General features: G+C 57.2%; 14 protein-coding genes and 1 pseudogene. 11 read left to right on the top strand and 4 right to left on the bottom strand.

Annotated features, from left to right (window positions below; translation table 11 throughout):
- Positions 1-142: 142 nt before the first annotated feature.
- From BMY36_RS14640 to BMY36_RS20550, 3 genes and pseudogenes are all read left to right on the top strand, one after another.
- A pseudogene (locus BMY36_RS14640) lies at positions 143-565 on the top strand (lytic transglycosylase domain-containing protein); the annotation flags it as partial.
- On the top strand, positions 562-852 hold the full coding sequence (locus BMY36_RS14635) for a TrbC/VirB2 family protein (RefSeq protein WP_074818840.1): 291 nt from the start codon (positions 562-564) through the stop codon (positions 850-852). The pseudogene BMY36_RS14640 and the gene BMY36_RS14635, both read left to right, overlap by 4 nt.
- 24 nt (positions 853-876) lie before the next feature.
- On the top strand, positions 877-1,059 hold the full coding sequence (locus BMY36_RS20550; protein WP_231579692.1) for a VirB3 family type IV secretion system protein: 183 nt from the start codon (positions 877-879) through the stop codon (positions 1,057-1,059).
- A gap of 738 nt (positions 1,060-1,797) precedes the next feature.
- Here the strand turns inward: BMY36_RS20550 and BMY36_RS14625 are convergent.
- The 4 genes from BMY36_RS14625 to BMY36_RS14610 all read right to left on the bottom strand — a co-directional run bounded on the left by BMY36_RS14625 (position 1,798) and on the right by BMY36_RS14610 (position 3,704).
- Positions 1,798-2,049, bottom strand: coding sequence for a hypothetical protein (locus BMY36_RS14625; protein ID WP_050519349.1), 252 nt, complete (start codon positions 2,047-2,049; stop codon positions 1,798-1,800).
- A gap of 273 nt (positions 2,050-2,322) precedes the next feature.
- A complete protein-coding gene (locus BMY36_RS14620) occupies positions 2,323-2,739 on the bottom strand; it encodes a hypothetical protein (protein ID WP_050519348.1) in 417 nt (138 codons plus the stop codon).
- Between the two features lie 8 nt (positions 2,740-2,747).
- Positions 2,748-2,930: a hypothetical protein gene (locus tag BMY36_RS14615; RefSeq protein ID WP_050519347.1), complete on the bottom strand. Its 183-nt coding sequence runs from the start codon at positions 2,928-2,930 to the stop codon at positions 2,748-2,750.
- Between the two features lie 249 nt (positions 2,931-3,179).
- Positions 3,180-3,704, bottom strand: a complete 525-nt coding sequence (locus BMY36_RS14610) for a hypothetical protein (protein ID WP_156215142.1) — start codon at positions 3,702-3,704, stop codon at positions 3,180-3,182.
- A gap of 342 nt (positions 3,705-4,046) precedes the next feature.
- On the opposite strand from BMY36_RS14610, the gene BMY36_RS20315 reads away from it, so the two are divergent.
- The 8 genes from BMY36_RS20315 (at position 4,047) to BMY36_RS14575 (ending at position 11,443) form a co-directional block, all read left to right on the top strand.
- Positions 4,047-4,403, top strand: coding sequence for a hypothetical protein (locus BMY36_RS20315; protein WP_217646629.1), 357 nt, complete (start codon positions 4,047-4,049; stop codon positions 4,401-4,403).
- Positions 4,404-4,588: 185 nt separating this feature from the next.
- Complete coding sequence (locus BMY36_RS14605; RefSeq protein ID WP_050519345.1) at positions 4,589-5,539, top strand: dihydrodipicolinate synthase family protein; 951 nt, start codon at positions 4,589-4,591, stop codon at positions 5,537-5,539.
- Between the two features lie 104 nt (positions 5,540-5,643).
- On the top strand, positions 5,644-7,152 hold the full coding sequence (locus tag BMY36_RS14600) for an aldehyde dehydrogenase (NADP(+)) (protein ID WP_050519352.1): 1,509 nt from the start codon (positions 5,644-5,646) through the stop codon (positions 7,150-7,152).
- Between the two features lie 126 nt (positions 7,153-7,278).
- Positions 7,279-8,088: an ABC transporter substrate-binding protein gene (locus tag BMY36_RS14595; protein ID WP_050519344.1), complete on the top strand. Its 810-nt coding sequence runs from the start codon at positions 7,279-7,281 to the stop codon at positions 8,086-8,088.
- A 71-nt stretch (positions 8,089-8,159) separates the two neighbouring features.
- The gene (locus BMY36_RS14590) at positions 8,160-8,825 is read left to right on the top strand and encodes an amino acid ABC transporter permease (RefSeq protein ID WP_050519343.1); all 666 of its coding nucleotides are present in this window, start codon (positions 8,160-8,162) and stop codon (positions 8,823-8,825) included.
- Positions 8,826-8,840: 15 nt separating this feature from the next.
- Complete coding sequence (locus tag BMY36_RS14585) at positions 8,841-9,494, top strand: amino acid ABC transporter permease (RefSeq protein ID WP_050519342.1); 654 nt, start codon at positions 8,841-8,843, stop codon at positions 9,492-9,494.
- Entirely contained in the window at positions 9,487-10,209 is a 723-nt protein-coding gene (locus tag BMY36_RS14580) for an amino acid ABC transporter ATP-binding protein (RefSeq protein ID WP_050519341.1), read from the top strand. Before BMY36_RS14585 ends, BMY36_RS14580 begins: the two co-directional genes overlap by 8 nt.
- Before the next feature lie 10 nt (positions 10,210-10,219).
- Positions 10,220-11,443, top strand: a complete 1,224-nt coding sequence (locus BMY36_RS14575; protein WP_050519340.1) for an NAD(P)/FAD-dependent oxidoreductase — start codon at positions 10,220-10,222, stop codon at positions 11,441-11,443.
- Positions 11,444-11,445: the final 2 nt, after the last annotated feature.

Raw genomic sequence — 11,445 nt, 5'->3', positions numbered from 1 at the left:
ATTCATGCCGAGGGCCCTCAAAAATATGAAACTGTAACCATCAGAGAACGTTGCCATATCTCTGCTTCAGCGGGAACCTTAAAGGTTGCGACAGTGCCCCGAGGCCGCCATTATTGCCTCGCACGCCGTTCGCGCCTCTCCGGAAATTCTCCAAGCCATCGAAACGATCGCCCTGCGCTATGCAGGCCACAGCGGCTTGCGCCGCGCGGGTCTGTCGGTGACCGACTGGACGCTGCTCTACCGCGCCAACATCGAGGTCGAGAGCGCCTATAACCCAAGCGCACAAAGCCCCGTCGGGGCCATCGGGCTCGACCAACTCATGCCTGACACCGCGCGCGACCCTGGCGTCGACCCGCATGACATGGCTCAGAACCTCGACGGCTCGGCCCGTTACCTTTTGATGATGCTTGACCAGTTTGGTGACGGATCATTGGCACTTGCTGCTTACAACGTTGGGCCTGAGGCGATCACCCGCCACGGCGGCATTCCCCCTTTCAGATAAACCCAAGGTCATGTGGCCCGTGTGACAGCCGTGTTCCAGCGGCTTAGAGGAGGCCTGTCGTGACGTCTAAAACTATTTTTGCAGCACTTGGCGCAATGGTGATTTTCGTGATTGCAGGGCCTGCCCTTGCGCAGAGCATCGACCTTTCACCTGTGCAAACCCTGCTCCAAGGCATCGTCGATGCGATCACCGGTCCCTTGGGCATCGTGATCAGCACACTGGCGCTGATAGGCGTGTTTCTCTCCTGGCTCTTTGGCATCCTCGATTTCCGCCAAGCGCTCTGGGTCGTGGTCGCAATCGCGGGCATCGCTGCGGCGCCCACCATCGTCGCCGCCATCTGGACGACCTGAGCCGGAGTTCCAGGAGGTCTTGCCATGTCCGACCAGTCCCGCGTGTTCATCGGCCTTCTCAGGCCAGCCAAGCTGATGGGCCTGTCGATCAAGTCTGCCTTGGTCTGGCTTTTCGGCTCAACGCTGCTGTTCCTCTGGGTGCAGAGCTGGGTGGTGGCCGTTGGCGCGGGGCTGACCTGGCCCGCGCTTTGGAAAGCTGAGGACTGAGACCCAAACTTCCTCGATGTGCTGGTGACCACCATGCAGGAAACCCCGCCCACGGCGAACCGTAAGCTTTCGGGAGCGACAGCTATGCCCCGTGATGGAATTGCCGATGACGCGGAGGACAGGCTCGATCCGCTGACGGCACTGCCGGCATGGGTCGAGGGCGAGAAGCGGCTCTCATCCATGTTGCCCTATTAGTGGTCGGGTTGGCAGGCTCACTCTCTGATGTCTACTTCGGACCTATGTCTGTGTTGGCAATCCCACCTATTTACGCGCCACACGTTGTTTGATGATTTCCATTTGTCAGAGCCAAATAATAATCCTTAAGCTTTAAAAAAGGGGGCATTATCGCCTAGCGCCCACGCATTGTTTTGTAAACGCATAAGTTTTATTATGTAATAAGACCAGATTTAACAATTTTTATAAAGAGCTATGTTCAAACGTGGTCACGGCGTGATCAGGCGGCTTGGCTAAGTTGTTTGATCCCGTCCTGGAGTGTAAACCCTTCGATGACCTCGGGCATGCGGTTGTCAGGCTCGATCACTGCTTCGATCCGCGGCAGCGGGGCGGGCAGACTGCCGATGGTGAAGACCCCAACTCACGGGTGGTGGCCCGTCGCATGCGTTACCAAACTTGATGTAATGCGTAACCGCGCGCATCCGTTCTTCGTAGCTATACATGAACTGTCTTCAAGATGGTTCAACTTTTCATCCGCACCCCGCTGCTTGTGATGCCTTATAGCTATTCCCCTTCGATTTGTGCGCACAGTGCAGCCGTTTCGGGCAATTTGGCGTTTGATTTAACCATCGTTCGCCCCACGGCGATCACGGAACCGTCCAGCACACCTGTCGCCAAGGTGACGACCAGTGTGTCGATGGGTTGTTTGGCGATGCGCATCTGCACCGCGTTCGCGACGATCAGTCTTTGGTCAAACGAAAACGCGACGGAGCGACCGTCGGCTGCGGTGACGCGCAGGTCCATCACTTCGGGCACAAGCGCTTAGCCTAGGTGTTGGGTGAAAACGTTTTGGGCATTTTCAGCGCTGCTGCCGGGGGCTACATCGCGGATCATGTAGGGGTAGGGGCGCGGCGGTGCGGTGCGGGTATCGGGGGCCAGCGGGGCAAAGGCAAACCTGTCTTGGGCACAAAGCGGCGTGGTGGCTCATAGGAGAGAGGGCTGTTGCAAAGCCAAATTTTTTCATCTTTTTGTCCTATAGTCGTGCCGCTGGGGCAAGCCGCTGTGCTGCGAGGTGTTTTGGGTGGCCGATCAGTTGCCGAGGATGCCGATATCGCGCGCGGTTCCTTTGGTGACATCAACGACCAATTCCATATCACCCCCTGCCGCTGGTATTATCCCGGTCAGGGTGTCTTTTTCAGCCGCAACGAGTGAGGCGCCGCCAAATTTTATATCAACCACACGAAACAGACCGTCTGCGCCTTGCGTCAAAATGATAGCACCTTTGGTGAGGCTGGAGGGCAAGCGCGTGTTCACGGCGACGATAGGCATCGCGGTTTGACCCCCAGAGAAACTGCGGCCGCGCCCAGCAATTGCGATGGTGGATTGAGGTACGGCTGCGGTCGCATCGGCCAATTTATGGGCCATGATCTGGCGCAATCCGGTGGCATATCTGCCGCGCTGGCTGGCGGTCATTGCCCCCGCGCTGGCCCCAAAGACCCGCGCCATGATGGTATCTATTGCCAGTAGTTTTTAAAGCTGGCGTCCAACATGGCCGCGCGGGTGGGTTGGGGCTGTGTTGCGGTGGCGGACATGGCGCTTACGATGTCTGCCACGGTACCTTCGGCGGTGGCTTGTTGTGCCAGTGCGGGTGCCGCACACAGCGCCAAAACGGCAGTTAGCCCCCCAATGCGGTGCATAATGTGCCAAACCCCATTTCGATACCAACTGTGTTGCCCGCTATTTCGACAAGATCGAGGATGAAGAAGCATCCGATACCCCCTAGAAAATGCAGGAAAGTTGCACAGCCGCGTGAAAACCAACAAACACACTCTAACCACCTGAATATACTTGATTAAGGTCGCCGCTCCAAGGTTGAAAACGAAGCTATCCACACCATTTTGAGAGTTGCCGAAATCCAGACTTGCCGTAGATGTTACCATACGCATTTATGGCCGTCCCTTCATGCAGTCCCACACGGAAATATCGAACACTTCGGAATCAATAAGCAGGTCAATTGCCGAAAAGGATTGGCCGTCGCGAATCTCGATTGCGGTATCTTTTTGGATCACGAAAAGCCGATCATCAGAGATGCCCACACCCGGAAGCAGATATTCTTGGCCCCATTCTTGACCCGCTGTTGTGACGGGGCCGTTATCCACGATTAACGCGGCGGTTTTTGCCACATCAAATGCACCGCGCAAGGTTGCGTTCCGCGCCTCGTAAACATCAATTGGCGCATCTTCATGGTTGTCAGTGCCCCAAATGGGGCAAGTGGTGAAACCGGCGACATCGAACATGTCGAGGACTTGAGGGCGCAGCGCAAGATCTTCGGGCATTTCGGACAGATAAGCGCTGATACCAACCCGCACTTTGCCTGCGACACCAGACAGGGAATCGTGCAGGCCCGTCATCACTGCTGGATCGGAGTAATCAAAGATGACCAGCACGGTGTGCCCTGTCCCCGCCGCCACGGCAGCCGCCGGACCGGAGTGTTGCGCATTGGCGTGCGATGTGGACAGAAGGCAAATGCCAGTACAAAAAAAACTCCGCAGAGTGCCCTTTTTTTCAATGTGTTCATCCCCAAACCCCCACGCGTTCAATCTGTCGCCGGAAGGGCTGATTTAGCCCTTATGGTAGAAAGATTTATGTTTATTTGAATCGCACGTTATTGCTACCCGCTCCGTGAACCTTGTTACTTGTCCCATCCTGGACGTTCGCATTGACGAACAGCGTCTGCCACTCTTCATCGCGCGGGCTACGCTGCGCGAGCTGATCGCGGAGCTGGAAGCTCGCGCAACTGGTGGGGCCGCGCGATGATGTTATCTCTACACAAGAATGCGACGATGACGCCTGCGATCAGGGCTAAAATCGCGGCCAGTGATGAACCGGCTTCGGTGCTTGCCGCGCGCTATAGTGTCACGCTCGACACCATTTATCGTTGGCGGGGACGGACCAGCTTTGAAGACCGCTCGCAGACCGCACATCAGCTGGCGACGACACTTACACGCCCACAGGAAGCCGGACACGGCGACGGTTTGTGCAGACATCACGGCGTAATGTGTGCGGCTGGAGGATGTTCTCTAGCAAAAAATGATGGGGCTAGCTTATCGCGTCTTTGTTGGGGCTGCTTCTTTATCAATATTGATAAGTTCCCTCCTACGTTGGTTTGACCCTTTTGAATTGATTTTATTGCATTATTTTTGGTCAGTTTCTTCATTGCAGCGGAGTATTCTTTGGGTGTGAGCGATTGATCATTCGATTTATGTCGACAAATAGTATACAACGATTTAACATTCCCGAAATCCATTCCCACAGCGGTGTTTCACACCGCGCCACCCGATCACAGGAGCATCTTATGAACAGCGATATTTTTTCCGGCACCATCCCCGCCTTGATGACCCCTTGCAAGCCAGACCGCAGCCCGGATTTCGATGCTTTGGTCGCGAAAGGAAAAGCACTGGTGGCGGCGGGTATGGCGTCGGTGGTGTATTGTGGGTCGATGGGCGATTGGCCGCTGTTGACCGATGCACAGCGGATGGAAGGGGTGGAGCGTTTGGTGAAAGCGGGCCTGCGCGTGATTGTGGGCACAGGGGCTGTGAACACGGCCAGTGCCGTGGCGCATGCGGCCCATGCAGCAAAGGTGGGCGCGCATGGGTTGATGGTGATCCCGCGCGTGTTGTCGCGCAGCACGTCAATTCCGGCACAAAAAGCGCATTTCAAGGCAATCTTGGCTGCCGCGCCAAACCTGTCTGCCGTGATCTATAACAGCCCGCATTACGGCTTTATGACCCGCGCCGACCTGTTTTTTGAATTGCGCGCCGAACATCCAAACCTGATTGGTTTCAAGGAATTTGGCGGGCCTGCGCCAATGTCTTATGCGGCGGAATACATCACCAGCCGGGATGACAATGTCACCTTGATGGTTGGGGTGGATACGGCCGTGTTCCACGGTTTTGTGAACTGTGGGGCCACGGGGGCGATCACCGGCATTGGCAACGTCCTACCCGTCGAGGTGTTGAACATGGTGCGGCTGTGCAAAGCGGCGGCCAAGGGCAATGCGATTGCCCGCCAGCGCGCGCAGGAATTAGAAGGCGCGTTGGCCGTGCTGTCGAAATTCGATGAAGGTGTGGATTTGGTTTTGTTCTATAAATACCTTTTGGTGTTGACGGGCGACTCTGAATACACGCTGCATTTCAACGAGGCCGATGTGTTGTCTGACAGCCAAAAAGGGTTTGTGCAGACACAATTGTCCCTGTTCCAAGCATGGTATGCGGATTGGACCAAACTGCCCGGCGCAGTCGCTTAAGCGGCGCGCAATACTGATAAACCCGGTTGCGCCCCTGCCCTGCTGTTGTATGCAGGGGCGCGCCGACTGCCAAACGCATGAATATCACCAAGAAGGGCCATTTTATGACATTCACCCCGCATGGACAGCATTTGATCGCAGGCGAATGGGTTGGCAGTGACCAGCGTTTCGCATCGGAACCCGCCACCGGGCCAGCGCATAAATATTGCGTGGGCACGGTTGATTTGGTGAACCGCGCGGCGCTGGCGGCCGAGGATGCGTTTTGGACATATAGTGCGACCAGCCGTGCTGATCGCGCTGCGTTTTTGAACGCGATTGCCGATGAGATTGATGCGCGCGGCGCGGCGATTACCGAAGTGGGCTGTGCCGAAACGGGCCTGCCCGCTGGCCGCTTGCAAGGTGAACGGGGCCGCACCGTGGGGCAGTTGCGGCTGTTTGCAGCACACATTTTGAAAGGTGATTATTTGGATCACCGGGTGGACGCCGCACAGCCGGACCGCCAACCCGCGCCGCGCCCCGAAATTGTGATGATGCAACAACCGATTGGTCCGGTTGCGGTGTTTGGCGCGTCAAACTTCCCCTTGGCGTTTTCCACGGCGGGCGGCGATACGGCTGCGGCGTTGGCGGCGGGGTGCCCTGTGGTGGTCAAAGGCCATTCTGCGCATCCGGGCACGGCTGAAATTGTGGCCGAGGCGGTGAAAGCCGCGATTGAAAAAACAGGGATGCCCAAAGGTGTGTTTTCCCTGATCCAAGGTGGCAAGCGCGATGTGGGCACCAGTTTGGTGCAGCACCCATTGATCAAGGCGGTGGGGTTTACGGGCAGTTTGGCAGGCGGGCGTGCGTTGTTTGATTTGTGCGCGCAGCGGCCGGAACCGATTCCGTTTTTTGGCGAACTGGGGTCTGTGAACCCAATGTTCTTGTTGCCACATGCGATGGCCGCGCGGGCGGATGCCTTGGGCACAGGCTGGGCCGGGTCGTTGACGATGGGGGCCGGGCAGTTTTGCACCAATCCCGGCATTGCGGTGGTGATTGATGGGCCAAACGCCGATGTTTTTGCCGCGAGTGCCAAGGCTGCGCTGGAAAAGGTGGCCCCGCAAGTGATGCTGACGCCGGGAATCGCCGCTGCCTATCACGCGGGCGAGGCACGCTTTGGCGCGGCCAGTGGGGTGACAGCTTTGTTGACCGCGCAATCATCGGGGCGCGAAGCCCGGCCCAATTTGTTTGAGGTAAGCGCGGGCGCTTTTGCCGCCAATCATGATCTGGCGGAGGAGGTTTTTGGCCCGCTTGGCCTGATCGTGCGCGTGGCGTCCGAGGCAGAGATGGTGACGCTGGCCAAAGGCTTACTTGGGCAGTTGACCGCAACCTTGCATATGGATGCGGATGATCTGGACACGGCCCGCCGCCTGCGCCCCGTTTTGGAACGCAAAGCTGGGCGCGTGCTGGTCAACGGTTTTCCCACCGGGGTGGAGGTGGTGGACGCGCAAGTGCATGGCGGCCCTTACCCTGCCAGTACCAATTTTGGCGCGACCAGCGTTGGCACCTTGTCCATTCGGCGGTTTTTGCGCCCGGTGGCCTATCAAAACATGCCGGCGGAATTGCTGCCCACACGTTAAAGCTGTGTGACGCGAAGGTAAGTATACAGCAAGTATTTTTCCGGGATTGGTTCTTGCACCATAGGTGTCGCGGCCACATAGTGATTAAAAGGAACGAATCAAAAAACCAACCTTGGGAGAGGTAATATGAAAAAAACTATTCTGCTCGGCAGCATGTTGGCTGCAAGCACGTTCGCATCCGTGGCGCAGGCTGACATGTTGGACGATATCATTGCTTCGGGCACGCTGCGTTGCGCCGTTGTGTTGGACTTCCCACCAATGGGCATGCGCGATGCGTCCAACAACCCTGTTGGGTTCGACGTTGATTATTGCAACGACCTTGCTGCCGCGTTGGGCGTAAAGGCCGAAATCGTGGAAACCGCGTTCCCCGAGCGTATTCCAGCGCTGATGGCGGGCCGGGTTGATGTGGGTGTTGCATCGACATCCGACACGCTGGAGCGTGCGAAAACCGTTGGTTTCTCCATCCCGTATTATGCGTTTGAAAACGCGGTTGTCGGCAATGAAAAAGCGGCGATGACCACATGGGAAGACATGAAGGGCAAAACCGTTGGCGCCACCGCTGGCACCTATGAAGCGATCTGGATTGAAGGTAAAATCAAAGAATGGGGCGTTGGCGAATTCCGTCCGTACCAGACCCAAGCGGATGTTTTCTTGGCGTTGAGCCAGGGCCAGATTGACGCAACCGTGGCGACCGTTGAAGTGTCTGAGGCGAACGTGGCATCGGGCAACTTCCCCGGGATCATGATTGTCGACAAAGCGCCAATGGTGCCAGATTATGTTGGCCTGTTCACCATGCGTCAGGAGTACGGGTTCATCAACTATCTGGACCTGTTCGTGAACCAGCAAGTGCGGACCGGCCGTTATGCCGAACTGTATAAAAAGTGGGTTGGCGAAGGTGTGCCAGCCGATCTGACGGTTAATGGTGTTTCGCGCTAATCTAATCGCCGATCTTGGGGCGCGCGGGGAAACCTAGCGCGCCCTTCCACTCTGTCAGTCAAGAGGTGGCGATGTTTTCTTATACCTTCCAATGGAATCAAGCCCTTAACCGTTTGCCGCAAATGCTGGATGGCGCATGGGTGACCATGCAGATCGCCGTTTTGTCGATGGTACTGGGGGTTTTGTTTGCGATCATGCTGACCGGGTTCCGGCTTTCGGGCAACAAAATCCTAAGCGGGTTTGCAACCACTTGGATTGAGGTGGCGCGCAACACGCCCGCCCTGTTCCAAATTTATATGGCGCATTTTGGGGTCGCCAGTTTTGGGCTATATTTCAGCCCCATCGCATCGCTGTTGATCGGCATCACCTTTAATAATGCAGGCTATCTCGCGGAAAATTTCCGTGGCGCGCTGAAGGCTATTCCCGATACGCAAACGCGTGCGGCGCGGTCGTTGGGCATGACGCCGATCAAGGCGTTTGGTTATGTCATTCTGCCGCAAATGCTGCGCATCTCATTTCTGCCGATTTCAAACCAGATGGTTTGGGCAGTTTTGATGACGTCGCTGGGCGTCACGGTGGGCATGAACACCGACCTTTACGGCGTGACCCAAGATTTGAACGCGCTGACGTTCCGCACGTTTGAATTGTTCGCGCTGGCAGCGGTGATTTTCTATGTCATCGTTAAATTGATCAATTTTGGTGCGCGGCTGCTCGCCGCCCGCCTGTTCCGGTATTAAAGGAGGGCGCACGGTATGTTTGACACCTCCATGACACTGTCGGACGTTTGGTTTTTGGCGCAAGGCGCGTGGATTACCATTCTGGTCACGATTATCTCGGTGTTTTTCGGCACCATCCTTGGCATCGGGTTCGGCGTGTTTCGCTATCAGGTCGGGCCTTGGTGGGGTGCGCCTGTCACCTTCTTCCTCGATATTTTTCGCTCCATCCCACTGTTGATCCAGCTTGTTCTGGTCAACGCGTTTCTGGGCATTGTGCTGCGGCTACAAATCTCAGGGTTTGCCGTGGCTTGCGGCGTGTTGACGTTTTACACCGCCGCCTATTGCGCCGAAATTGTGCGTGGCGGGATTGAGGCGGTGCCACAAACCACACGCCGCGCCGCACGCTCGCTTGGCATGACATGGTTCCAAGACATGCGCTATATCGTGGCCCCGCTTGCCACCCGCGTGGCGCTGCCATCCTGGATTGGGCTGTCGCTGGGGGTCATGAAGGATTCGGCGCTGGTCTATGTCGTGCAAGTGACCGAACTGTTGAAATCCACACAAATCCTGATCACCCGCCTGCAAGAACCGCTGTTTTTGCTGATTATCGGCGGGTTGTTCTACTTCATCATCAGCTTCCCAATCGCGCGTTTGGGCGGATATTTGGAAAAACGGTGGTCCAATGATTGAGATTAAAGAAGTCTATAAATCCTTTGGCGCGTTGGAGGTGCTGAAAGGCATCAACCTGACGGTCGAAAAGGGTGAGGTTTTGTCGGTTATCGGCGGCTCAGGTTCGGGCAAATCGACGCTGTTGACCTGCATCAACGGGTTGGAACGCATCAATTCCGGCAAGATTTTGGTCGATGAGACCGAAGTTCACGCCAAAGCGACCGACCTGAACATCTTGCGCCGCAAAATCGGAATTGTATTTCAGCAATTCAACGCATTCCCGCACCTCACCGTGCTGGAAAACGTCACCTTGGCCCCGCGCAAAGTGCTTGGTATGGGCAAGGCGGAAGCCGAGGCTATTGCCGAAAAACAGCTGTCGCATGTCGGTTTAGGGGACAAGCTGTCCGTCTATCCCGGTCGTCTGTCGGGCGGCCAACAACAGCGCATGTCGATTGCGCGCGCGCTGGCCATGTCGCCCAGCTATATGCTGTTTGATGAGGTGACATCGGCGCTGGACCCGCAATTGGTGGGCGAGGTGTTGGATACCCTGAAACTGCTGGCCGATGAAGGCATGACCATGATTTGTGTCACGCATGAAATGACGTTTGCGCGCGACGTATCGAACCGAGTGGCGTTTTTCCACAAGGGGATCATGGCCGAAATTGCGCCTTCGCAGGCGTTTTTCAATACGCCGCAGCACCCGGAAACCCAAGCGTTCCTGTCGAACATCCGCTAAGGGGCGTATAATGCAATATGGTGATGTCGTCGTCATTGGCGCGGGTGTGGTGGGTTTGTCCATCGCGCTGGCCGCCCAAGCACGCGGTTTTTCGGTGTTGGTTATTGACCGCGAGGGGGTCTGCGCAGGCGCATCGGCGGGCAACGCCGGCGCGTTTGCGTTCACCGATATTTTCCCGCTCGCCTCGCCACGCGTGATCCGCCAAGCGCCCAAATGGCTGTTGGACCCGCTGGGGCCATTGTCGGTGCCGCCGCGTTACGCGTTGAAAATCGCGCCGTGGATGCTGCGATTTTGGCGCGCATCCTGGCCCGCGCAAGTCGCGGCATCAACAGTGGCGCAAACCGGGCTGATGGCGCTGTCGAAATCTGCGCTGGACCCGTTTTTGGCCGTACATGGTTTGGCCGATATGCTGCGCCGTGACGGGCAGTTGCAGGTCTATGAAAGTAAGGCGGAATTTGAGGCAAGCCTGCCCAGTTGGGCCGCGCGCGCCGCAGTGGGGATTGAGGCCGAGCATCTGACAGGCGACGCAATCGCCGCGCGCCAACCCGGCCTTGCCCCCCGTTTCACTCACGCCACCTTTACCCCCGGTTGGTATTCGATCACGGACCCCAAGGACTACGTTTTGGCCATGGCCGCCCGGTTTCGTGCCAACGGCGGCCGGATTGAGGTGGCAGAGGCAACGCATTTATTGGCGGACGGCGTGGACACATCGGCAGGCAAAATGTCGGGCCGCGTGGTGCTGGCGGCGGGCGCGTTTTCGCATCGCCTGACACGCACTGCAGGGGTCCGCATCCCTTTGGAAACGGAACGCGGGTATAACACCACCCTGCCCGATCGCGGGTTTGATCTGCGCTGTCAGGTTACGTTCGGCGGGCATGGGTTTGTGATTTCGGCGCTGACTTCGGGAATCCGCGTGGGCGGCGCGGTGGAACTCGGCGGGCTAAATTTGCCGCCAAATTATGCCCGCGCCGATGCAATGTTGACCAAGGCACGCGCGTTTATGCCCGGCCTTGATACCACGGGCGGCACGCAATGGATGGGGTTTCGCCCCTCCCTGCCCGACAGCTTGCCCGCGATTGGCCCGCTGCCAGGCCAACCCAACACCCTCTGTGCCTTTGGTCACGGCCATTTGGGGCTTACCCAATCGGCGGGCACGGCGGCAATCGTTGCCGACCTGCTGTCACACCAAACACCAAAAATCGACCTTGCCCCCTTCGCCCCATCGCGTTTTTGAAA

The sequence above is a fragment of the Pseudorhodobacter antarcticus genome, from assembly GCF_900110135.1.
Taxonomy (GTDB): Bacteria; Pseudomonadota; Alphaproteobacteria; order Rhodobacterales; family Rhodobacteraceae; genus Pseudorhodobacter; species Pseudorhodobacter antarcticus.
This window is presented reverse-complemented; position numbering and strand designations above follow the sequence as displayed.